The organism is Clostridium moutaii (assembly GCF_041205085.1).
In the GTDB taxonomy this organism is placed as follows: Bacteria; Bacillota; Clostridia; order Clostridiales; family Clostridiaceae; genus Clostridium_B; species Clostridium_B moutaii.
Map to the genome: position 1 here is coordinate 133,845 of NZ_JBGEWD010000006.1, position 24,907 is coordinate 158,751.

The following is a 24,907-nucleotide window of genomic DNA, read 5'->3' on the forward strand; positions in this document are numbered from 1 at the left end:
AAGACATCCTTTTCAAACACAATAATTGGTCATAAAAGGATGTCTTATTATAAATTCATCATAAATTGTATATTAAATATAAGGTTTACCTGTAGTGGACACAGGATTTTGTCCCATTGATTTTAATATAGACAATCCTACTTCCCTAGCTGCAATTACTGACTGCCTAACAGCACCTGAATCACCAGTTATAGTTATAATAACCTCGTTAGAATATGATGTTCCTCCAGCTGGGCTGGCATAACTTACTAGATCTACATTTGCAGTTTTTAATGCTGTATCTGCCATTACTACTCCTACTCCTGCGGGAGCACCAACAATTATTCCAAAAGCTTTTCCTATAGGAGCACCAAAAGCTTTATTCAATGCTAAACTTGCCCTAGCAGTGTAATGAAGTTCCACATGCCCTGCATCACACCCATATACATCACCCATGGTTCTCTCTGTGTCTTTAAGGGCAACTTCTACTGCTCTTCTTGCATCAGACACATCTTCTGCAGCTAAAATTATAAGTGCTCCGTGTCCTGCTCCACCCTTTGTATCTCTTGGAAGTTCAATACTTACTACCTCTGTATTTGTAGCCTTTACTGCTTCATCGGCAGCCATTATCTGAGGTCCTGCTCCTGTCCTGTCGCTTATTATTCCTATTGAACGATATTTTTTATCTAATCCCATCTTCTCATGCAAAAGGCTGTCAACATTTGCTATAACCAACCCAACTGTATCTCCTATAGCTGTTCCTACAAATTCAGTTATCGGTGATGGTGCACTCATTACATCTGCCTCCTTTTTTTCCCTCTTATTACCTTTTTCTGTATCATTGTTTTCTTGTACTTCTTTTGATTCCTTTAAATTTTCAGATGATGATTGTATGATTTTGTCTACCTTTTTCATGTCAATATTTTTCAAATCTATATTTTTTCTAACTTCTTCTAAAACCTTTTCTATTAAATCATTATTCATACTAACTACCCCTAATCAATTATTCTGAAATTTTAGGTAATATTTTTTCCACATCTGTATGAGGTCTTGGAATAACATGTATTGATACAATTTCTCCTATTCTTTTAGCTGAAGCTGCCCCAGCATCTGTAGCAGCCTTTACTGCTCCTACATCACCTCTTACCATAACGGTTACAAGACCTGAACCAATTTTTTCATAACCTATTAAAGTAACATTTGCTGCCTTTACCATTGAATCCGCAGCTTCAATAGCTCCTACTAAACCTTTAGTTTCTATCATTCCTAATGCTTCTTGTCCCATAAAAATAATACCTCCATAAATTTTAGTTTTTATTTTGATTAAATTTTATTACTAAATCGGTAAAATTTTTTTGACAAATTCGACTAGCTTTTGTATTATATATATAAATAATTATTGTATTTTCTTGATATGTGGAGCTAATTATTTAACTATATTAAATAATTTTATAATATGTAGTCAGGAGGAAAAAAAGTAAAATGAATTTACTAAAGAACATAAAGTTCGAAGATATTATCGATGTAAAAGCTCTAAAAGACATTCAAGATAGGCTTACAAAATTAGTTAAATTTCCTACAATTATTGTAGATATAAACGGCATACCCGTATGCAAGGAAACCAATTTCACTCCTTTTTGCTCACTGATGCGTTCTTCTCCAAAGGGCAGAAAAAATTGCATATTATGTGATTCACAGGCTAGCTTTTTAGCTATGAAAGATAAAAATCCAAGAATATATACCTGTCACACAGGTCTCATGGATTCTACAGCTCCTATTATTGTAGATGACTATTATCTAGGTGCAGTACTTGGTGGACAAGTACTCATAAAAAATAAACAAACCAAGGATTCCATAAACTTGCAAAAACTCTCAAGAGAATATGAAATACCTATTCAAAAATTAGAGAAAGTAACTGAATCACTTGAATTAGTTGAAAGCGATTATCTCCACAATTGTGTAGAATTTTATAATTTTTTGGCAAGATATATAGCTGAAATGGGAATTCACAGGCTTACACAAGAAAACCTATTGAGAGAAAGCGAAGAAAAAGTAAAGTTAGAGAATCAAGCTAAAAAAATGCAATTAAAGACCATTCAAGCTCAAATCAATCCTCATTTTTTATTCAATACCCTAAATACAATAGCAAGAATGGCACTAATTGAAGATGCTCCTAAAACAGAAGAATTAATATATACTCTTTCAGATCTCCTAAGATACAGTCTTAGAAATTCTGAAGAATTTCCTAAACTAAAATATGAAATTGATTACACAAAAAGATATTTAGTTATACAAGCCATGAGATTTAGTGATAGAATAACTTATAAAATTGAAATAAACGAGGATATTTTAGAATGCAGAATTCCAGCCATGACCATACAACCTATAGTAGAAAATTGTCTGGCACATGGTCTTTCCGAAAAATCGGAAGGAGGGGAAATTTCAATAAAAGGCAGTTTAACTCCAGAAAAAGATATTTTAATTGCGATATCCGATAATGGCAAAGGTATTGATGAAAATGTTCTCACTCTTTTAAACAATAATGACAGCATGCCAGAACAATTTGGGATAGGCGTGAAAAATACCAACAATAGACTTCAGCATTATTTTGGCAGCAAATATGGATTAAAAATAAAAAGCAAACTCAATGCAGGTACAAAAGTAGAAATTCGCATTCCCAAAATTATGACAATTTAAAGGGGGGTTAATTATGTACAAACTCTTGATCGCAGAAGATGAACCATTAGAAAGAAAAGCTTTAAGGATAATACTTCAGAAATATTTTTATAATATTGACATAACAAAAGATTGTAAAAATGGTTACGAAGCAGTACTCAATTCCAAAATCTACAAACCTGATATAATACTTATGGATATAAGAATGCCAAAAAAAAGCGGTCTTGATGCCCAGAGGGAAATAATAGATTTTTTACCAAATGTAAAAACCATTATATTAACGGCCTATGAAAAATTTGACTATGCAAAGGAAGCTATAGAATATGGTGTGTCAAATTATATATTAAAACCTGTAAAACCAAATGATTTAAAACTTGCCGTAACTAAAGTTATAAATTCCATAGAAAAGCTTGATTCTTCTAACGCAAATAATAATAATAAATCTAAAGTTTCTTATGAAAATACTGCGGATTCTTGTGAAAATACTATAAAGGCAATTTTAAAATATATAGATAATAATTTTAATAACCAGATAAACCTCACTTCGGTAGCTAATTTTGTCCATTTAAATCCCCAATATTTAAGCAGATTTTTCAAACAGAAAACAGGTGTTACATTTATTCAGTACATTACTAAATTAAGACTTGAAAAAGCAAAAAAGCTTCTAATCAATACTGATAAATCTATAACCCAAATAGCTTTGGAAATAGGTTATTTAGATGCTGCTTATTTTAGCAAAGTATTTTTAAGGAATGAAAATTTATCCCCGCATAAGTTTAAAGTAACTAATAGTAATAAAATATAAAAACATACTGGGCATACAAATTATATCATCAATTTATGTGCCCAGTATGTTTTTATATATCTAGCTCACTCCACCAATTTTACATATCAATCCGAAACTTTCCACTATGTTCTTAAGCTTGTTCATATCTTCATTGGAAGGGGGATCTATTGGCGGCATTTTGTATTTATACCCTAAATAACCATATTTGTTTTCACCTAACCTATGGTAAGGCAAAAGATGTATTTCTCTTACATTTTTAAGAGATACTACAAATTGTGATAATTTTAAAATATTATCCTTATCATCATTAAATCCCGGGATTACAGGAACCCGTATAATGAGCTGTGTTCCTGAACTGGCAATAAATTTCGCATTTTCAAGTATAATTTCATTACCCTGCCCTATATATTCCCTATGCTTTTCTGAGTTCATATGTTTTATATCCATCATCACAAGATCCAAAAGCGGCAGTATCCTTTTTAAAACATCCTTATTTACAAATGCGGCAGTTTCAACTGCAGTATTCCATCTGTTTGCCCTGCATCCCTTCAAAAGCTCTTCAATAAAATCTACCTGAGTCAATGCTTCGCCCCCGGAAAGAGTTATTCCTCCACCTGAACGCCTATAGTACATGTTGTCTTTTTTCAATTCACTTATAACTTCTTCAACTGTTCTTTCAGTTCCTGACATTTCGAGTGCATTGGCATAACAATTTTCAACACATTTCCCACATTTAATACATTTTGACTGATCTATTCTATAGGGAAGTTCAAAATTCACAGCATTTACAGGGCAGACTTCCTTACACTTTCCACACCCTATACAATTCTTAGATACAAACATTACCTGAGGCTCCCTGCATTGGGATTCTGGATTGCTGCACCACCTGCATGAAAGGGGACATCCTTTTAAAAACACTATGGTTCTAATCCCTGGTCCATCATGCACCGAAAATTTTTGAATATCAAATACAATTCCTTTTGCCTTTAAATCCACCATCTCATTTACCATATTTTCACCTCTAATTACATAAGCTTCTTTAAAACAAGAAGGAAGTAGTTTTAAAAAACCGCTCCCCTCTATTATATTAATTACTATTATAAAGTCTGCTCAGTTCTCTTTATAATATCATCCTGAATTGACTTATCCAAGGATGTAAAATGTGCACTGTATCCAGCTACACGTACTACCAGACTCTTATATTTGTCAGGGTTCTTTTGAGCATCTAAAAGAGTTTCCCTGCTAACTACATTAAATTGTACGTGCATACCTTTTTGATCAAAGAACGTACGAACAAGAGCAGATAAATTCTCAAGTCCAGACAATCCTGCAAGAGCAGAAGGATGAAATTTTTGATTAAGCAGTGTGCCATTTGAAGCTTTACAGTGATCTATTTTTGCCACGGAATTAACTGCTGCGGTTGGACCACTTACATCTCTTCCTGAAGCAGGTGAAACTCCATCTGCCAGCGCTTCTCCTGCTTTTCTTCCATCTGGAGTTGCTCCTGTCTGTTGTCCCATGGACACATTGGCAGATACAGGATAAAGTCCAGGTTGAAATTGTCCTCCTCTTGGATTTCTGTATTTCTCCACTTCATTACAATATATAGCGGCTGCTTCACTTGCCAATTCATCTACTTCATCTATATCATTACCATACTTAGGAGCTTTGTTCAAAAGCATTTGTCGTATATTTTCTCCTTGAACATTACCAACTGAACCGCTATTTGATGAAACCTTATTTTTTTCGCTTATTAAATTTTGTATTATTGATATTATGGTTTCATTGCTTAAATTTTCGACTCCATCTATGTTCTTTATACTATTTGCTATTTCAACAGCTTCATTTTCAGTAGAAGCTGACTGTCCAAAATTAGTATCCAATACTTCTTTTAAACCTTTAGCTGATATTTTCTTCTCCTCAAATACAAGTTTTCTAATAACTTCCAATGAATCTGCAACATTTGCAATTCCAACTCCCTGAGGGCCTGTAAAATTATAATGTGCTCCACCTTGTTCAAGAGCTTTTCCCTTAGCTATGCAATCATCTGTCATGGAAGATAGAAATGGAAGTGGACCTCTCTCTCCATGAGCAATATCTACGCTATTATCTGCATTTGATAAAAGCTTTACAAAATAGTTCATCTGCTTTTTAAATGCATCTAAGAATTTATCAAAAGATGTAAAAGAAGTAAAGTCTCCTGTGCTAAGTCCAATTTTCTTTCCATTGTTATATCCATTATTAATTGTTATTTCAAGTACTTTTGCCATATTAAAGAAAGCTGCATCATGCCATCCTTGAGTTTTACCGCCTTTTTGCGGTTCTACACACCCTATGATTCCATAATCCCTGGCATCTTCAAGAGTTACACCTCTATTGGTTAATGATGGTATAATAACTTCATCACTATAATAAGCAGGCATGCCTAGACCCAAGCGGGTAACCTCCCCTGCTTTTAACATTAAATCTTCTGGTGTCTTGTTCCAAACTCGTATAGATATGGATGGTTGAGGCAACTGTGTATGTGCAGTAGCTTCAAGACACATATATGACAGTTCATTGGTGGCATCTTTGCCATCTATGGTTTGTCCACCTACTATTAAGTTCTGGAACATAGGATATCCTCCAAAAGATTTTGTAGATGCTTCATCACGAATTTTATTCACATCATTAAATTTAACCCACAGGCAATCCAAAAGTTCCTGGGCCCTCTCTTTAGTTACTTTTCCAGTTGGGATATCCTTTTCATAATAGGGATAAATATATTGATCAAAACGCATTGGTGAAATAGAATGTCCATTTGATTCTATTTGTATAACAGATTGTACAAACCAAAATGACTGAAGTGCTTCATAGAAATTTATAGCTGGATTTTCCGGTACCACTTTACAATTTTCTGCAATCTGTAATAATTCTTCTCTTCTCTTAATATCTGATGTTTCACCTGCCATCTTTTTAGCAAGTTCTGCAAAACGTCCTGCAAAATTAATAACTGCCTTTGATGTTATAATTACAGCATCTAAGAAATTTCTCTTTTTTATATATTCAGGATCAGTTTTGTCACTGTTAGCTTTTTCTGCTTCTGCATCAGCAATTATTCCCTTAAAACCTTTTGAAAGTACTTTACCATAATCTACACAAATATGTCCAACTCCATTGAAATAATAATTTCCAACAGTGAATACTCCTTCATCCATGGCTTCTATAGTTTCATCAAACATAAGTTTTGTAGCAAATTCGTTTACAGTTTTGCCATCCCAATATTTAAATACTTCCTTAAGTTGAGATTTTACATCATCAGCTATTAGGAATACGTCTCCCTTTCTTTTAGCTAATGTGTCAAATTCATCTAAAAGCCACTTATTTGAGTATTCAGGGAAAATTTGAGCTGCTCTGGGTTTCTTAGTTAAATTTCCTACAATAAGTTCTCCATCACGTATCACTATTGTCATTTTATTTAATATTTTTTCCAATGCCTTTGCTCTTCGAATTATAATCGGATAATCCTCTGTTTCTTTGAAAGATTGCGTAATCAAAATAGCCCTTTCAGACTCAATTTCTGGAGTCACCGAATACAAAACATCTTTTAATTTTTCTATTCTTTCGCTCTTGGTCATACTATACAAATTATTTAAAACCTCCGTCACAAAAAAACCTCCTTTTATTTGCTAAATCAACTTTTAATTTTGCTATGCTTAAATTTTATTACTAAAAGATAGAAGGTTTTTTAAAATTTTCGACTAAGTTTTGTATTTTATAGATTAGAATATGATGTACTATTTTGACATAGTACAAAACTATCCACATGATAATTTTATTATTAAATAAATATAAAGAAGAGCAGTTAATTTTATATTGATTAACTGCTCTTCTTTATCAAATAATTCAACTATACTATTTAGCCAAATTCAATATTTTTACGATATCTCCTTTACCTATTTTTACAAATTGTCCTACAGTGTTAGTATCGTTATCCGTGCACTTATCTGCCATTTCTTCTATTTTATCTTCAGGTATATTTCCCTCTTTTAAACTTGTAGGAAGACCCATGCTCTTAAAAAATGCAGTCAATCTCCTTATACCTTCAAGTGCAATGTCTTCAGGGGAATTATATGAAAGATCCACATCCCAAACCCTTACTGCAAATTGTACAAATCTATTTATATCATGTTTATACACATATTTCATCCATGCAGGAAAAACAATTGCAAGTCCTGCCCCATGGGCAATGTCAGTCTCTCCGCTTAATTCATGTTCAATTTTATGAGATGCCCAATCTCCAATTCTGCCTGTACTCAATGAATCATTGTGAGCTATGGTTCCAGTCCACATGATCTCTGCCCTGGCATCATAATTTTTAGGTTCTTTCAAAACTATGGGTGCATTATTTATGACAGTCCTGAGGGCAGCTTCACAAAGCCTGTCGGTAAGATCCACATGTTTTACATTTGTAAAATATCTCTCCATTATGTGTGCCATAATATCTGCGGCACCGCAGGCAGTCTGATAAACTGGAATTGTAAAGGTAAGTTCCGGATTCATTATTGAAAAGGCAGGTCTGATGAGCACCGTATTCAAGCCCTTTTTGTACCAACCATCCTCATTCATTATAACAGAACTATTGCTGGCTTCAGTTCCTGTAGCAGGGAGTGTTATTACCACTCCCACCGGAAGTGATTCTTTTACCTCAGCTTTTCCAGAATAGAAATCCCATACATCTCCATCATAAGGTACTCCTACTCCAATTGCCTTGGCAGTATCCGCAGCACTTCCGCCACCTACAGACAATATAAATTTTATGTTGTTTTCCCTGCAAATTTTTATACCTTCTTTAACTGGTTCCAATCTGGGATTGGGTTTTATACCTGAAAGTTCTATAAATTCAATTTCATTTTCTTTTAAAGATTTAACCACTCTGTCATAAAGGCCAGATTTTTTTATACTTCCTCCACCGTAGCAGAAAAGAATCCTCTTGGACTTTGAATACTCTTTCACTTTACTGCCTACAAATTTCTCAGTGTCTCTTCCAAAAATAATTTCCGTAGCATTTTTAAAATCAAAATTCTCCATATAAATCACTCCTTATTTATAAACTTTTTCAAATATACTTTACAAATAAATCATCTATATTTTAACATTTATTATGCAATAATTACAGAGCATAAATTTTTAAAACATTCCATTATTTTAACTTCAACTTGGACAATGCCTCTGCTAAAGCTGAATTTATAGGGGCCTTGTTTTCTTCTTTTATTTTTTTCATGTATTTTGAAACATCCTTCTTATTTAACTTATTGTTGGCTTCTTTAAATCTCTTATTAAACACAGAGGCTTTTTCCCTAAAACTGCAGTTAATGCATACATAAATCTGCCCTTGGCCTTCTCCTCTAATTTCCAGTTTTTTATGACATTCCGGACATCTTACATTGGTAAATCTGCTTACATTTTCTCTATAGCCACATTTTCTGTCCTGACAAACATTCATTATTCCATTTCTGCCTTTTACTTGAAGCATGTATTTACCACAACGTGGGCACTTCTTTCCTGTAAGATTATCATGTACAAATTTGTCCTTGCTTTCTTTCACATCTTCAACTAATTTTACTGCATACCCTATCATCTTCTTGGAAAATACTCCTGGATTTTCATTTCCGAGACTGATATTTTCAAGTTCTTTCTCCCATTTAGCTGTCAAAAGAGGTGATTTAAGGCCGGTAGGTACTAAATCTATGAGCTGTTTTCCCTTGGAGGTTGGAATAATTTCCTTACCTTTTCTCTCCACATAAAACATATTAAAGATCTTTTCTATTATATCAGCTCTGGTAGCAACTGTTCCAATACCTCCAGTTTCTCCAAGGGTTTTAGCACTTTCGCTATCCAATTTTACGTACTTTTGAGGGTTTTCCATAGCAGATAAAAGAGTAGCTTCATTAAATCTGGCAGGTGGTTTAGTCTGCAATTTATTCAATTCTATAGACCTTATATTTATATTGTCGCCTTTTTTCATTTTTGGAAGTACTTGATTGTCCTCTTCATTTTCATTCTGCAAACTGCTTTCTCTTTCATAAACCCTTTTCCATCCCTTGGATTTTACCACATTACCTCTGGCTGTAAATATCTCCCCATTAATATCTGCTTTCACAGAAGTTTGAATATATTCGTAAGGAGGCAGCATAACAGATAAAAACCTTTTTACAACTAAATCATATATATTCATCTCTTCAGTACTCAATCTAGACAATTGTACTCTTTCTTCAGTGGGAATTATGGCATGATGATCACCGATTTTGCTGTTATCTACAAAACCCTTGTGGGCATTTATTTTTTTTCTCAATATTTCTTCTGTAAATTTTTTGTAATTTCCCAGTGAAATAGCTCTTAATCTTTCAGGTATGGTATCCACCACATCTGTAGAAATATATCTGGAATCAGTTCTTGGATAAGTCAATATCTTGTAGTTTTCATAAAGTCTCTGCATTATGGACAATGTCTGTTTAGCAGAATAGTTGAATATCTTGTTGGCATCTCTCTGAAGTTCAGTCAAATCGTACAGAGCAGGTGAAAATTTTCTTTTGTCATTTTCCATCACATCAGCTACAGTACAAATTTTACCCTTAATTTTTTTCACAATATCCTCTGCACTGTTTTTATCAAAAATATCTCCTCTGCCACCCTTTTTATTCTGCCACTTTAATTTAAATTTGTCAGATTTAGCAGTGATCTCATAATAATCCCGGGGTTTAAAATCATGTATTTCCTTTTCTCTATTAACTATCATAGCCAGAGCTGCAGACTGCACCCTTCCTGCAGTAAGTTGTGCATTATATTTACAGGTAAGGGCACGAGTCACATTAAGTCCTACAACCCAGTCCGCCTCTGCCCTACACTGAGCAGCCCTGTATAAGTTGTCATACTGTGCAGAAGGTTTCAAGCTTTTAAAGCCATCTTTTATGGATTTGTCTGTTTGAGAAGATATCCATAATCTTTTAAGAGGTTTTTTTATCCTGGCCTTTTCTATTATCCACCTGGCCACCAGTTCTCCTTCTCTTCCTGAATCTGTGGCAATTATTATTTCCCCTATATCTTTTCTGTTCATCTGAGCTTTTACCACATTAAACTGCCTGCTGCTCTGTTTTATAACCACCAGTTTTAATCTTTCCGGAAGCATGGGTAAATCTTCAAGTTTCCAATTTTTATATTTTTCATCATAGGCCTCTGGATCCGCTAATGTAACCAAATGTCCCAATGCCCAGGTTACAACATATTTATCTCCTTCTAAATAACCAGTATTTTTTCTATTACATCGAAGTACTTTAGCCAAATCTCTTCCTACAGAAGGTTTTTCAGCCAATACCAATATTTTACTCATACTTATTTCCTTTCATTATAAAATTAAATATAAAATAAGGATAGTTTAAAATTTACTATCCCACAAAAAACTTATATTTTTATTATAATATTTATCATAGATATTTACAAGTTAAGCAGTCTGAGTAAAACTCAAGCTGCCTATAATATTTTAACTAGCTGTAATTTCCTTATCATATTTAGATCTGTCGTGAACATTCCATGTAAATAATAAAAATACTATAGAAAGGATACAGGAACCCATAAGGAAAATAAATCCACCATTCCAGCTAAATTTATCCACAATACCTCCCATGGCTGCCTCAGCTAATACTTCTCCACCCATATATCCAAATAATCCTGTAAACCTGCTGTTCCAGCTGCTTTTTTAGGAACTAAATCAAGGGCACTTACTCCTACTCCTACCATACAAATTATACCTATTCAATTATTATAAACATAATGAGCACCCTGAAAATTGACGAATACAATTACTCCTCCTTATGGGCAGAAAAATAATTTTTTAGGATTTTGATGTAATCCAAGGTATATTGTGTTAAATAAGCGCCTTTTCTATAAGCCACAACCAACGGGTTGATGATTCTAGGTTTTCCAATAGAAAAACACACGGGTTCATGTTCAAACTTAATGTGTTTAAGATAACTCTCAGAAATAAAACATGCCCCCAACCCTTTAGAAGCCATTTGAGCTTGTAATTCAACATTTCTTGTTCGAAAAACTACATTTGGATTTATTCCCGCCTCATCAAATAATTGTGCAGAAATTTTTCCTGTATGCAAATTTGAATTAAGAAGGATAAAATTGTCATTTTTAAATAATTTAAGATCAATCCAAAGATAGCGACATCCTTGTACAACTTTACCACTTTTAGCAAGCGGATGATTTGAATTGAGCAGTAAAAGAGTCTCATCATTTCTCAAAATTTCATATTCCAGCTTTAACTGTTGCGTCGTCTTGTTAAAAATGGCAATATCTATTTTATCATCACTTAATAGTTTTCCTTCAACATCATAAACTTCTTCTAAAAGATTTACATGAATATGCGGATGCTTTTTTTTGAATATAGGTAGGGTGTCCGGTATAATACAATAACTTCTAAATAAGGGAAAAGCTATAGTCAGTTGCCCATTATCCAATAATACCAATTTACGTAATTCATCATCCCAATTTTGTTTAATGTTCATAATTCTATTTGCATATTCCAAATAACGTTCACCTACATAAGTGGGTGTAAATTGATTATCTATGTGATGGAATAATTTTGTTCCTATTTTAGATTCTACCCTTTGCAGGAATTTACTCAGCGTGGGCTGTGAAATATAGAGTTCCTTTGAGGCCTTTGTAATGCTTTGGTGCTTTGCAATACACAATATATAATTTAACTCTTTAAAGTCCATTGTTCTTCCTCCCTTAAATAGCCTTTTATATAATAATACCAGAAAGAATATACTTCCATAATAAATTTATAGTTAAAATGCATGACACATATGAATTATATATATTTGACATATAACTATTTACTACATAAACTTTATTGTAATACAACATTCGGATGTTTATGTAAAAAATTTAATTTAGTAAAAATTCAAGAAGAAAGGTAACGAGGACCTACATGAATAATTGGATAGAAAAACAATTTAAATTATCAGAATACGGTACTACAATTAAAACAGAATTGATTGCAGGTATTACAACATTTTTTACAATGGCATACGTTTTAGCTGTTGTACCAAATACAATGGGAACAGCTGGATTTGACAAAAGCGCAATATTAACAGCTGAGATCCTGTTAATCATACTTACAACAGTTGCTATGGCACTATACACAAATAGACCCTTTGCGCTTGCTCCCGGCCTTGGCGGTGTTGCCATTGTGGCTGCTATGGTTGCCAATGAGGGTGTTTCGCCTGATATAGCAGCTGGCATTATTTTTATAAGTGGTCTTTTATTTGTAATTATTTCTTTTGCCGGGATTAGGGAGAGTGTGGTTCGCATTATTCCTGTCAGTTTAAAATATGCAATTACTGCAAGTATCGGACTATTTATTGCATTAGTGGGTGCAAAAAGTTGTGGATTGATAGTTGTAAATGCAGTTAAAAAAAGTTTAACTTTTGGAGATTTATCATCCCCAAAGGTCATCTTGGCCGTTATTGGATTTACACTTATGCTTATTTTAAAGACAAGAAATATCACAGCTGGAATGATTCTTGTTGTCATAATCACAACTTTGATAGGCATTCCCATGGGTATTACTAAAATTCCATCCTCACTTGTTTTACTTCCAGGGGGACTTGGGCAACATTTTTTAAAAATTGACATTTTAGGAGCTTTAAATTTAAAATATCTTCCTTTTGTTTTTGCCCTGTTTATACCAGATTTCTTTTCCACCCTGGGAACAGTTTTAGGGGTTGGTGCACAAGCTGGATATTTGGACAAAGATGGTAACCTTCCTGGTATAGACAAATGTTTTTATGTGGATTCTATTTCGGCCTGTGTAGGTTCACTATTCAATATGCCAACTATGGTAACTTATTTTGAATCATCTGCCGGTGTTGAGGCTGGAGGAAAAACAGGCCTCACAGTAATTTTCACAAGTCTTCTTTTTACAGCAATGCTCTTTTTTACACCGCTTGCACTAATGATCCCCTCATCGGCCACAGCTCCTGTGCTGATTTTTATGGGTGTAAATATGCTTAGTAAACTGAGATATATCAATTATAATGACATGACAGAATATCTCCCTGCACTCCTTTGTGTAACATTTACCATATTTGCTAACAATATAGCAAACGGTATTTGTGTAGCACTTCCCGCATATTTAATTTTAAAAATTTCTTCCGGGAAAGTCAAAGAGGTTAGCAAGCCCCTGTATGTTATAGCAATTATCTGTCTATTTTATTTTTATTCCATTATAAAATTATAAATGCTTTTGCATACAACCTGCTAGATCCGTAAATATTTTAGTACTGCATGGTTCTTTGTGCAGTACTAAATTTACCTTATCACCAATAAAAAATTGAAGGGAGAAGACATGGAAAAAGTTGATCTCACCATTAAAAATATTGACGTTTTCAACAGCTATTTAAAGAAATTTATAAATGCAGATGTTTACATATTAGAAGATAGAATTTATTATGTAGATACAAAAAAAGACGGGAATTTTACTAGTAAAAAAATAATAGACGGCACAGGAAAGTACATGATTCCCGGACTGGTGGATATTCATATGCATATTGAAAGCTCTATGATGACACCTGAACCATTTTGCAGGCGGCTGGCTTCCTGCGGCGTTACCACCATTGTGGCAGAACCTCATGAAATAGCAAATGTCAGGGGACTTGACGGTATCAGGCATATGATAGAAGCTGGGAAGCACTCTATGATAGACGTATATTATGGAATACCCAGCAGTGTACCTTCTACCAATAAAAAATTAGAAACCACAGGTGGAAAAATAGACTTTAGAGATATGAAAAAACTACTACAATATGAAAATGTAATTTGTGTGGGAGAAATTATGAATTGCAGACAGATTATAAAAAAAAATAGTTTGGAAATCACAAAGTTTTTAAAATATCTGAGGAAAAACAAACCAAATTATGTCATAGAAGGGCATTGTCCTTCTCTTGTAAATTTAGATTTGGCCAAATATCTGTATTTGGGCATTAACGGAGACCATACGGAACATTCTCTTGAAGAAATCAAGCAGAGATTTGCCAATGGCATGTTTGTAGAAATACAGGAGAAAATGCTGAGACAGGAGATTTTAAATTATATTATTGAAAATAATCTGTATGAACATTGCGGATTTGTTACGGATGATACCATGGCAGATAAGCTATATAAATATGGTCATTTGAACCTTATTGTAAAAAAAGCAATGAGTCTTGGTTTTAGTAAAGAAAATGCTATTTATTGCGGCACATATACAAATTCAAGAAGAATGAACCTCACAGACAGAGGAGCAATTGCACCGGGAAAGCTGGCTGATTTTATATTGCTAAATGATATCGAAAACTTCGATATTGTTTCAGTGTATAAAAACGGAAGGCAAATTTATAGTGCCGGAGACACAATGGAAGACAAGAGTTCAAGCTATATATTTCCAAAGAACTATTATCACAGTGTTTGCGTAAAATCATTAAGCAAAGAAGATTTTATCATTCCTGTAAAGGAAGATGTAGATTCCGTTATTGTGAAAGTTATGCAAGTTGTAAATGGTTCTACACAAACAAAAATAAAAAAAATAGAAATGCCAGTTGTAAACCATGAATTAAAATGGCAGGGAAGTGGTTGTCTATTAACTATGGTATTAGAACGATACGGGAAAAACGGAAATATTGGTTTAGGCTTTGTAACTGGAGATTGCATAAAACATGGAGCTGTTGCAACTACACACAGTCATGATCATCACAACTTGATGGTCATTGGAGAAAGCATTGAAAGCATGATGCTGGCAATTAAACGTATAACCGAATTACAAGGCGGCATTGTAACTGTTTATAGCGAAAAGATATTGGAGGAATTACAGCTGAATGTCTGTGGAATTATGTCAAGTGGTTCTGTAAAAGAAATTGGGTTATCCGTAAAACGAATTAGAGAAAGCCTTGAACAATTAGGCTATAAGCATTATAATCCCATTTCTTCTCTCTGTACCCTGGCTCTACCTGTAAGCCCGGCTCTGAAATTGACAGACATGGGCCTGGTTGATGTAAAAAAAGGCTGTATTGTTCCTCTTTATGAAACAACTGACACTATGTCAGCAAAAGGTAAAAATTAATTAGATACATTGCTTATTTTTATCTTTTTTCAATTACCATAAGCATGGGTGGACAATTAATTTGATTGACAAAAGATGCCTTAACTACATTATATTCTCTTTGATCCAAGGCTTTTACATAACCTTCCAGGGCATCTTTTTCAATTTTTCCCTGATTATGTCCATAGTATATAACTAAAATTATCACCCCATTTTGTTGAATCAATTTGAGAGATTTTTCAACAGCCTTCAATGTAGTTGTTGCCTTAGTGGTAATATCATGTCTTCCCTTAGGTAAATATCCCAAATTAAAAATAACCAATTTTACTTTTTCATCTATATACCTATCCATGTTCTCATGGCCGTCATTTATAAGCTTCACCTGTTTTGATAAATTTCTATCATCTATGTTTTTTCTTGTATTGTTAACTGCTTCTTTTTGTATATCAAAAGCATATACCTCCCCTGAGGTCCCCACAAGCTCTGCTAAAAACACTGTATCATTGCCATTTCCCATAGTTGCATCTATGGCAATATCTCCCTTATCTAATTTTTTCATACATATATCTTTGGCAAGATCAACTGCATTGGTAAAATAATTCTTAGTCATAATCGTCGACTTCCTTTATCATATATCATGTATACTATTAATAAGTATACTCTAAATCTTCCTTTAGATTCAATGCAGTTCCATCAACTTCTACCAATATATATTTTCTTTCACTTCAGCTTTGGGATTAAGCTTTACATCTTTTAAGGCCCATTTTTTGAATTCCTGATATCCAGTCCTGTCCACAATATATCCTACATGTTCTTTCCCTCCAGGAGCATTTCTATCCATATATGATTCTATATAATCATAAGTATTTAAAATTATTTTTATAATACTGTCCTCATCCGTCCATTTAATAAAGTCCTGGGCAAGTCTTGGATTTTTCTTTCCCGTTCTGCCCATTATCACTAATTTATAATACTTCTCACTGCTTCTTGTCCACGCACCTGTAGGACATTTGCCCACACATTCTCCACATCCTATACACTTGCTGTCATCTCTTACAACTTTAAAATTTTCAAAGCTAAGCGCATCTGCGGATCTCAGTCTGCAATTATTGACACAAACCCTGCAGCCTATACATCTATAGCTGTCATATTGCGGTTCCGTCATGCCTATGATTCCAAAGTCATGCATTCTTACTTTTATACAGTCGTTAGGACATCCTGTCAAGGCTATTTTTACATGATAATCATTGGGAAATATGGCCTTCTCTATTTTCTTTGCAAAAGCAGTGGTATCATAATTTGCGAAAGGACAAACTCTATTGCCTACACAGGCACAGACGTTTCTTGTGCCTGAAGCCGGATAGCCTCCATTGACACTTTTTTGATTTATCTCCAGGCCTTCAATAACAGGTTGCATCATTTCATTTACCAAGGTCATATTTTTCATTTTGATGCCAGGTATTTCAAATCCCTGCCTAGTTGTAATATTAATTGTCCCATTGCCATATTTCTCTGAGATTTTTTGGAGTATGGTAAAATATCCTGCCTTTAAACATCCACCTGGCACCCTGATCTGTAACCAGACCCACGCGTCTTATAGTCAAGTCCACATATCCCTTTCCTATTTCACTCACTGATATAGGTGCCTCTCCATATTTGGGAATGGAAACCTGAAAAAACTGTCCTGGTTTAACTTCCCCCAAAAACTCCATTCTGAAAGTATAATCAATGTCCGTATGTTTTTTTATATCCAATATTCTGCTGGCCTCTGGCAAATATACGTTTTCCATTTACTTCACCTCACTTACTGCATCATTTAATTTATTCACACAATTTGAAAAAGATATATATTCCGGACATGCATCGTCACATCTCCCACAGCCAATACACATGTTGTATCCAAATCTCTTTTTAAAATCATAAACCTTGTGCATGACCTTAAATCTCATTCTCTCTCCATTATCCTGTCTAAAACTATGTCCTCCAGCTATATCCGTGTATCCGTCTACCTGACAGGAGGCCCATACTCTTCTTCTTTCACCTACATTTTTGTTGTCCTTATAAAAAATATCCTGCATGGAGAAGCATGTGCAGGTTCCACACACCACATTACACCTTCCACAGTTTATACACCTTGTAGAATATTCCTTCCACATTGGATTATTAAATATATCTTCATCCATATTTTTCGGAATTTTTACTTTCACTTCATTTATTTGTACAAATTTGGGTTTGACATCACATTTCTCCATGTTAGTAAAATAACCTTCAAAAATTTCATCTCTACATTCTATAAATACCTTTCCATCTTTATATCTTACAAACAAATCGTATTTTTCAGTGCTATTACTTCCCATACTACAGCAAAAACAGTTTTCAAAGCTGTTTTCACATTCCATAAAAATATTTGTAATTTTATTTTTTACTGTTCAATTAAAAATTGTTATATATCCAACATATCATAAATATGGAAAATGCAACGTGATATAAATCACACTAAAGCAAAAAGACTATGCTTGTAATTATTTTGTACAAGCATAGTCTTTTATTACACAATAGCTTTTATGGATGATTATTTTAAAGCATACAATTCTGCTAATTACGTTAAATTCCTCTAAAATATATAGATAACACTTCCGGATCTACAACTATTATTTTTTTATTGTGGAACTTGATCATCCCTTTTCTTTCAAAACCATTTATACATCTTGAAATAGTTTCCCTGGTACTGCCAAGCATATCTGCCAGATAAGTTATACTGATGTTCAAATTAATAAGGGTACCCTTGGTGGTTTTTACACCATAATCTCTGGATAATTTCCAAAGTTTGGCCGCCAATTTTTTATCCATCTTTAAAGGTACTGTATTTTTTAATTGTCTGTAAAGCCTTCTTATTTTTCTGGACATGGAGTTGGCAATAATACAAGTGAGTTTAAAATCCTTTGACATAATTTCCAATAAGTCATTTTTGAAAAAGTATAGGATACAACTGTCTTCAAAAGCCTGACAACTTATAGATACAGGTAAGTCATCAAAGATATCTTCATCGATAAAATTTCCGTTATTTAAAATATAAATGACCCTTTTTTGCCCCTCTTCTGATACCCTATACATGGTTACTTTCCCATTTAAGATCAAATAAATTTTATCCACCCTGTCTTTTTCATAAAACAATACTTCACCTCTATGGAATTTTTTCTTAAAAGCCTTTTCTTTCAATAGTTTCAAGGTAGACTCATCTATATTTTTAAATATGGACAATTTATTAAAATCCTGGTCATCAGATTTAATCATTATTACACCCCTAGCTATATTTATTTATTCCATTTTACTACAGGTTTTCTTGCAGCCTTAACTTCATCCAATCTCTTGATATAGGTGCTGTTAGGTGCAGATTTAATTATCTCCGGATTATCTTCAGCTTCTTTTGCAATTTTTATCATATTATCTATAAATTCATCCATGGTCTCCAATTTCTCACTTTCCGTAGGCTCTATCATCATTGCTTCCTTTATAATCAGCGGAAAATATATGGTTGGAGGATGGTATCCGTAGTCTATAAGCCGTTTTGCCACATCAAGGGTAGTAATTCCATTTTCATCATTTTTCAGTCCTCCAAGTACACATTCATGTTTGCAAATACTATCTACAGGTATATTATAATACTCTTTAAGGCCTTCCTTTATATAATTTGCATTTAGCACTGCATCTTCACTGGCTTCTCTAAGACCATCCGCCCCCATACTCAGTATATATGAAAAAGCTTTTATCATAACTCCAAAATTCCCATAAAAACTCCTGACTTTTCCTATGGAATATGGCCTGTTATAATCCAGATAATATCTATTATCCTTCTTGGAAACTATAGGAACAGGTAAAAATTGTGAGAGTTCTCTCTTGACTCCTATAGGTCCGCTTCCCGGTCCTCCGCCCCCATGAGGTGTTGAAAATGTTTTGTGCAGATTTATATGACACACATCAAATCCCATATCTCCAGGCCTTGTCTTTCCCATATTGGCATTCATATTGGCACCATCATAATAGAGAAGTCCTCCTGCATCATGAACGAGTTTTGCTATTTCCAGGATGTTTTTTTCAAAAATCCCCAGGGTATTTGGGTTGGTCAGCATCAAGCCTGCTATTTCATCATTTAATGCATATTTTAAAGATTCAATATCAACTGTCCCGTCTTTACCAGATTTCACTTCCACCACTTCAAATCCTGCACAGGAGGCTGAAGCCGGATTGGTTCCATGGGCCGAATCAGGTATAATTATCTTTTTTCTTTTAAAATCCCCATTTTTTTCATGATAGGCTTTTATAATCATAAGCCCCGAGAGTTCACCATGAGCTCCTGCTGCCGGTTGCAGTGAAACAGCATCAAAACCAGTTATTTCAGCAAGTTTTCCACTCAATTCATACATGAGCCTTAAAGCTCCTTGAACTGTTTCCTCCGGCTGATAAGGATGAAGTTCGGAGAATCCGGTTAAATTGGCCATATCCTCATTTATTTTAGGATTATATTTCATGGTACAGGAACCAAGAGGATAAAATCCGCTATCTACACCAAAATTCTTATTTGAAATCAATGTAAAATGTCTTACCACATCAACTTCACTTACCTCTGGAAGTTCCGGCCCTTCCTTGTTTATAAATTCTTCTGGAAGTAATTTATGAATATCCTCCCCCAGTACATCACATTTTGGAAGGGAGTACCCTTTTCTTCCCTTTTTAGAAAGTTCAAAAATAAGTTTATCATATTCACTCATTACTTTATTCCCCCCAATATAGAAACTAATTTATCAATTTCATCCTTTGTTCTCTTTTCAGTAACACAGAGAAGCATGGAATTTTTATGGGAAGGATATTCTTTTTCCAGATCATAGCCTCCCAGTATTTTATTCTGCAGCAACGCCCTGTTCACCTCATCCACCGTATTTGTGGATTCAACTGCAAATTCATTAAAAAATGGTTTGTTGAACAGGGGCTTGTATTCTCCACTTTCCATAAGTTTTTTAAAAGCATAGTGGGCTTTTTGTGTATTTTGATAAGCAACTTCCCTAATTCCCTTTTTCCCAAGAGTAGTTAAATATACAAGGGCGGTTAGTGCATTAAGGGCCTCATTGGAGCAGATATTTGAAGTGGCTTTTTCTCTTCTTATATGCTGTTCCCTTGCTTGGAGAGTTAGTACATAACCTCTTTTACCTTCTGAATCTGTGGTTTCACCTACAATTCTTCCTGGAATTTTTCTAAGATATTTTTTAGTAGTGGTTAAAAATCCAAGATAGGGTCCACCGTAATTCATCTTGTTTCCAAGGGACTGGCCCTCTCCTACAGCTACATCTGCACCATATTCACCCGGACTTTTTAAAATCCCAAGAGATATAGGATTACAATAGACTATTAAAAGGGATTTATTTTCATGAGTATATTTTTCAATATATTGCAGTTCTTCTATTATTCCTAAAAAGTTTGGATTTTGCACTATAACTGCTGCTGTATCTTTATCAAGAGCTGCCTTAAGTTTATCTATATCTGTAGCTCCTTCTGCTTCATCTATTTCCATTAGATTCAAATTCTTAAATCTCAAATAAGTACTGAGAACTTTTCTAACTTCAGGATGAAGTGCTCTGGAAACAATTATTTTTTTACGTCTCGTCACATTGGCAGCCATCTGTGCCGCTTCAACACAGGCAGTTGCCCCATCATACATGGATGCATTGGAAACTTCCATACCGGTTAACTCTGCCATAACCGTCTGATACTCAAATATAGCCTGAAGAGTACCCTGGCTTATTTCAGCCTGATAAGGCGTATATGCAGTGTAAAATTCCGATCTTGATATTATATGTCCTATTACAGATGGTATATAGTGATCATAGGAACCTGCACCTAAAAAGCAGGTTAAATCATCACAATTTTTATTTAGGGATGCAATGCTTTTCATATATGAACTCACCTCAAGTTCAGACATTCCATCATTTATATCCAATTTTCTATTTAATCGTATATTCTCTGGTATATCAGAAAACAGATCATCTATACCATTTAGTCCTATTTTATTTAACATAATCTGTTTATCTTCATCTGTCAACGGTAAATATGGATACATATTATCACTTCCCTCCGCATAATTTTTCATAGTCCTCTGGGGTTAGAAGCTCTTTAACTTGCGAATCATCCGACATTTTAATGAAAATCATCCAATTTTTATAAGGATCTTCATTGATATATTCCGGATTATCCACAAGTTCCTCATTTATCCCTAATATTTTACCTGATACAGGTATATATAGATCTGAAGCTGCTTTTACAGATTCCACTGCTCCAAACACCTCCCCCTTTTCAAATTCAAAATCCACTTCAGGTAAATCCACAAATACAATATCTCCTAAAGAATCCTGGGCGAAATCAGTAATTCCCACATAAGCCTTATCTCCATCCACTTTTATCCACTCATGATCTTTGGTATACAGTACACTTTCTAAAACTTTCATTTTCCAAACCCCCCGTATAATTAATTATTTTTTATAATTTTTTTTATAAAATTTCTTGTCTACCACTTCCGCTTTTAAAAGTTTACCTCTCACTTTTACAAAGATCTCAGTTCCAAGTCCAGAATATTTAAAATCCACAAGGGCAAGTCCTATATTCTTTTTAAGTGATGGGGAACGATACCCTGTAGTCACTTCACCTATTTTTTTATCTTCTGCAAAAACTTCATATCCATGCCTTGGAATGCCTCTTTCCTTCATTTTAAGTCCAATTATTTTTCTCTTAAGCCCTTCCTTTTTCTGTTTTAAAAGAGCATCCTTGCCTATAAAACTTTTTTTATCAAGTTTCACAAAAAATCCAATTCCAGCTTCAAGAGGGGTGATGGATTCTGAAAGTTCATTTCCATAAAGGAGTAGATTTACTTCAAACCTCAAAGTATCCCTTGCACCAAGCCCTACTGGTTTTATACCCTCTTCCCTTCCGGTTTCAAGTATTTTATCCCACAAATACTCTGCATTTTCAGTGCCAGTGTAAATTTCAAATCCATCTTCCCCTGTATATCCAGTTCTTGATACCATGCATTCTTTCTCTGAAACAAGTACATTTCTTTTACAAAAGAAAAATTTGATTTCCCTTAAATCTGTATTTGTAAGCTTTTGAAGTATTTTTTGAGCTTTTGGACCCTGAATGGCAAGCTGTATAATAGAAGAAGATATATTTTTGATATCAACATCAAAACTCCCCTTGTTACTCAACATCCAGTCAATATCTTTCTCAATATTTGCGGCATTTATCACCAGGAAAAAATGTTCACTATTGAATCTGTAAACTATAATGTCATCCACAATGCCTCCATTTGGATAACACATAGGAGTGTACAGTATTTGATTTTCTTCAAGCACAGATACATCATTTGTAATTAAATTCTGGACAAATTGCAGTGCATCTTTTCCCATTATGTCCACTTCACCCATATGTGAAACGTCAAATAATCCGGCCTTTTCTCGGACTGCTTCATGCTCAGGTATTATACCTTCAAATTGTACCGGCATAGACCATCCTGCAAAGTTTATCATTTTTGCTCCATATTTTTCATAGGAATCAAACAGTGCAGTTCTTTTTAATTTTTCCATGACAAAACCTCCTATTATATTTTTATATAACACAAAAAAGGACATGAAGACTAATTAGTCCACATATCCCTGTTTATTTACCTGAGAGTTTCGATATCAAATACCTTTCACCTTCGGTACTGTTAAAAAACAGATTTTCCAGAGTTCTGTCCTACAGCGCTATTTTTACCTGAAAGTTTTTGAGTGTACACTGTGACTGTACATCATTGCTCCTTCGGTTAACAAATATTATCTCACGCTGTGTTCATCCAATTTTTAACTTTTATTACATTAATAATACACCTTGCTCCATATAATTTCAATAAAAACAATACATATTATTTATTGATTTTTATAAAATTATCTCTTATCTTTAACCACAAATCTACAGCATTTATCACCTGCTGTCTTACAGAGTGGTCTTTCAAATTCTATATTGAATTTGTCATATAATATCTTATCTATCTCACAATATAATGCTCCAATATCTTCTCCATTTAGCTGTTTCCACATATCATGCATAGGACAGTAAGTTATATCGCCCGGATTGTGAGGATCACTTTCCCAGGAAATACTAGGCATATCTTTTACCTTGGCATAAGTTTCTGCATTTATCTTAAGTCCTCTCTCCACAGCTTCTTCTTTCATATTTTCCGCTCTCAATTCTCCAAACTTAGTTACAGCTTCTCTTATTGCCTCTTTTCCTTTATCCTCACCTAGTTTATCAATCATCTCTTTGGCCATAAAATAAAATATTCCAGCCATAAGTTTAGCCATTCTTCCCACAGGCTCATCTTTGCTTCTTATATTAATCATATTATTTTCACCTCTTAAAAATATTTATTTGGATTTCTCTGCAACTTCTTCCATTTTTGTCTTTCCAGCTTCCACGGCATTCATAACAGTTCCTCTAAATTTGCCCTGTTCCAGAGTTCTGACTCCAGCAATAGTGGAGCCACCTGGAGAACATACATTGTCTTTAAGTCTCCCAGGATGCTCTCCAGTTTCCAAAACCATTTTAGCTGAACCCATAACTGTCTGGGCTGCTAAAGTTTGTGCTATATTTCTAGGTATGCCCAATTCCACACCGCCATCTGCCATAGCTTCAATAAGCATATATATGTACGCAGGTCCACATCCACTTATAGCCATTACGGAATCAATTAAATTTTCAGGTACATGAAAAGTCAATCCAAGGGCTCCAAAAATTTTAAGAGTCAATTCTGTATGTTCTTCAGATGCAGTTTTTCCCCCTGCAACTCCAGATGCCCCAGCATTAACAAGCATAGGAGTATTTGGTATAACTCTAACCACTGGAACCTTATCCATTAAATACTTCTCAATAAACGAAGTATTTATACCCCCGACAATGGAGATTACAAACTGTTTCTCTCTATCCCAATCCAAATCCTTTAAACTCCCTAAAACTTCTTTTAACACCTGAGGTTTTATACTAAAAACCACAATATCACAGTTATCAACAAGGTACTTATATCCTTTTTTACCATCACTTGCAATATTACAGACTTTCAAATTATCCTTCAAATATTCAAGTCTGGAACTTGAAGCATCCACAGCATAAATTTCATCTGATGCAAAAAGTCCTGAATGGAGCAATCCTCTAATGATAGCCTCACCCATCTGTCCAGCGCCAATAAATCCAATTTTTTTACCTAATGTCACAATTTTGCCCTCCCTAATATTCAATTTATATTATCAACACAAACTCAT

19 protein-coding genes, 4 pseudogenes and 1 riboswitch are annotated in these 24,907 nt (G+C 34.1%); of the genes and pseudogenes, 4 read left to right on the forward strand and 19 right to left on the reverse strand.

Annotated features, from left to right (window positions below; all coding sequences use genetic code 11):
* Positions 1 to 72: 72 nt before the first annotated feature.
* A complete protein-coding gene (gene pduB, locus AB8U03_RS08150; RefSeq protein WP_369704054.1) occupies positions 73 to 963 on the reverse strand; it encodes a propanediol utilization microcompartment protein PduB in 891 nt (296 codons plus the stop codon).
* A gap of 19 nt (positions 964 to 982) precedes the next feature.
* A complete protein-coding gene (eutM, locus tag AB8U03_RS08155) occupies positions 983 to 1,264 on the reverse strand; it encodes an ethanolamine utilization microcompartment protein EutM (protein WP_369704055.1) in 282 nt (93 codons plus the stop codon).
* Positions 1,265 to 1,461: 197 nt separating this feature from the next.
* Between eutM and AB8U03_RS08160 the strand changes: the two genes are divergently transcribed.
* Positions 1,462 to 2,676, forward strand: coding sequence for a sensor histidine kinase (locus tag AB8U03_RS08160; RefSeq protein WP_369704056.1), 1,215 nt, complete (start codon positions 1,462 to 1,464; stop codon positions 2,674 to 2,676).
* A gap of 13 nt (positions 2,677 to 2,689) precedes the next feature.
* Positions 2,690 to 3,460, forward strand: a complete 771-nt coding sequence (locus AB8U03_RS08165; protein WP_369704057.1) for a response regulator transcription factor — start codon at positions 2,690 to 2,692, stop codon at positions 3,458 to 3,460.
* A 60-nt stretch (positions 3,461 to 3,520) separates the two neighbouring features.
* Here the strand turns inward: AB8U03_RS08165 and AB8U03_RS08170 are convergent, their stop codons facing one another.
* The 6 genes and pseudogenes from AB8U03_RS08170 to AB8U03_RS08195 form a co-directional block, all read right to left on the reverse strand.
* Positions 3,521 to 4,453, reverse strand: coding sequence for a glycyl-radical enzyme activating protein (locus AB8U03_RS08170; protein WP_369704058.1), 933 nt, complete (start codon positions 4,451 to 4,453; stop codon positions 3,521 to 3,523).
* Positions 4,454 to 4,539: 86 nt separating this feature from the next.
* Positions 4,540 to 7,059, reverse strand: coding sequence for a glycyl radical protein (locus AB8U03_RS08175; protein ID WP_369704118.1), 2,520 nt, complete (start codon positions 7,057 to 7,059; stop codon positions 4,540 to 4,542).
* Between the two features lie 277 nt (positions 7,060 to 7,336).
* Entirely contained in the window at positions 7,337 to 8,512 is a 1,176-nt protein-coding gene (locus AB8U03_RS08180; RefSeq protein WP_369704059.1) for an iron-containing alcohol dehydrogenase, read from the reverse strand.
* A 112-nt stretch (positions 8,513 to 8,624) separates the two neighbouring features.
* Entirely contained in the window at positions 8,625 to 10,811 is a 2,187-nt protein-coding gene (locus AB8U03_RS08185) for a DNA topoisomerase III (protein ID WP_369704060.1), read from the reverse strand.
* A 150-nt stretch (positions 10,812 to 10,961) separates the two neighbouring features.
* Positions 10,962 to 11,209, reverse strand: a pseudogene (gene glpT / locus AB8U03_RS08190) (glycerol-3-phosphate transporter); the annotation flags it as partial.
* Positions 11,210 to 11,280: 71 nt separating this feature from the next.
* Positions 11,281 to 12,207 carry a LysR family transcriptional regulator gene (locus tag AB8U03_RS08195; RefSeq protein WP_369704061.1) on the reverse strand — a complete coding sequence of 309 codons (927 nt, stop codon included), beginning with the start codon at positions 12,205 to 12,207 and terminating at the stop codon, positions 11,281 to 11,283.
* 215 nt (positions 12,208 to 12,422) lie between these two features.
* Here AB8U03_RS08195 and AB8U03_RS08200 point away from each other — a divergent pair, with 215 nt between their 5' ends.
* Together AB8U03_RS08200 and AB8U03_RS08205 are read left to right on the forward strand one after the other, a co-directional pair.
* Complete coding sequence (locus AB8U03_RS08200; RefSeq protein WP_369704062.1) at positions 12,423 to 13,733, forward strand: NCS2 family permease; 1,311 nt, start codon at positions 12,423 to 12,425, stop codon at positions 13,731 to 13,733.
* A gap of 108 nt (positions 13,734 to 13,841) precedes the next feature.
* Complete coding sequence (locus tag AB8U03_RS08205; protein ID WP_369704063.1) at positions 13,842 to 15,590, forward strand: adenine deaminase C-terminal domain-containing protein; 1,749 nt, start codon at positions 13,842 to 13,844, stop codon at positions 15,588 to 15,590.
* A 19-nt stretch (positions 15,591 to 15,609) separates the two neighbouring features.
* Here the strand turns inward: AB8U03_RS08205 and AB8U03_RS08210 are convergent, their stop codons facing one another.
* The 11 genes and pseudogenes from AB8U03_RS08210 to proC form a co-directional block, all read right to left on the reverse strand.
* On the reverse strand, positions 15,610 to 16,179 hold the full coding sequence (locus AB8U03_RS08210; RefSeq protein ID WP_369704064.1) for a class I SAM-dependent methyltransferase: 570 nt from the start codon (positions 16,177 to 16,179) through the stop codon (positions 15,610 to 15,612).
* A gap of 90 nt (positions 16,180 to 16,269) precedes the next feature.
* Positions 16,270 to 17,148 (reverse strand): annotated as a pseudogene (gene asrC, locus AB8U03_RS08215) (sulfite reductase subunit C); the annotation flags it as partial.
* Positions 17,093 to 17,359, reverse strand: a pseudogene (locus AB8U03_RS08220) (anaerobic sulfite reductase subunit AsrB); the annotation flags it as partial. The pseudogenes AB8U03_RS08220 and asrC, both read right to left, overlap by 56 nt.
* A pseudogene (gene asrA / locus AB8U03_RS08225) lies at positions 17,360 to 17,995 on the reverse strand (anaerobic sulfite reductase subunit AsrA); the annotation flags it as partial.
* Between the two features lie 178 nt (positions 17,996 to 18,173).
* Complete coding sequence (locus AB8U03_RS08230; protein ID WP_369704065.1) at positions 18,174 to 18,863, reverse strand: Crp/Fnr family transcriptional regulator; 690 nt, start codon at positions 18,861 to 18,863, stop codon at positions 18,174 to 18,176.
* 20 nt (positions 18,864 to 18,883) lie between these two features.
* Positions 18,884 to 20,338: an aminomethyl-transferring glycine dehydrogenase subunit GcvPB gene (gene gcvPB, locus AB8U03_RS08235; RefSeq protein WP_369704066.1), complete on the reverse strand. Its 1,455-nt coding sequence runs from the start codon at positions 20,336 to 20,338 to the stop codon at positions 18,884 to 18,886.
* The gene (gene gcvPA / locus AB8U03_RS08240; RefSeq protein WP_369704119.1) at positions 20,338 to 21,681 is read right to left on the reverse strand and encodes an aminomethyl-transferring glycine dehydrogenase subunit GcvPA; all 1,344 of its coding nucleotides are present in this window, start codon (positions 21,679 to 21,681) and stop codon (positions 20,338 to 20,340) included. Before gcvPA ends, gcvPB begins: the two co-directional genes overlap by 1 nt.
* 4 nt (positions 21,682 to 21,685) lie before the next feature.
* Positions 21,686 to 22,066 carry a glycine cleavage system protein GcvH gene (gcvH, locus tag AB8U03_RS08245; RefSeq protein ID WP_369704067.1) on the reverse strand — a complete coding sequence of 127 codons (381 nt, stop codon included), beginning with the start codon at positions 22,064 to 22,066 and terminating at the stop codon, positions 21,686 to 21,688.
* A 24-nt stretch (positions 22,067 to 22,090) separates the two neighbouring features.
* Positions 22,091 to 23,197, reverse strand: a complete 1,107-nt coding sequence (gene gcvT, locus AB8U03_RS08250; protein WP_369704068.1) for a glycine cleavage system aminomethyltransferase GcvT — start codon at positions 23,195 to 23,197, stop codon at positions 22,091 to 22,093.
* Positions 23,198 to 23,256: 59 nt separating this feature from the next.
* A riboswitch (glycine riboswitch) is annotated at positions 23,257 to 23,349 on the reverse strand.
* Between the two features lie 187 nt (positions 23,350 to 23,536).
* Positions 23,537 to 23,992 carry an L-2-amino-thiazoline-4-carboxylic acid hydrolase gene (locus tag AB8U03_RS08255; protein WP_369704069.1) on the reverse strand — a complete coding sequence of 152 codons (456 nt, stop codon included), beginning with the start codon at positions 23,990 to 23,992 and terminating at the stop codon, positions 23,537 to 23,539.
* A 24-nt stretch (positions 23,993 to 24,016) separates the two neighbouring features.
* Positions 24,017 to 24,859 carry a pyrroline-5-carboxylate reductase gene (gene proC / locus AB8U03_RS08260; protein WP_369704070.1) on the reverse strand — a complete coding sequence of 281 codons (843 nt, stop codon included), beginning with the start codon at positions 24,857 to 24,859 and terminating at the stop codon, positions 24,017 to 24,019.
* Positions 24,860 to 24,907 lie beyond the last annotated feature (48 nt).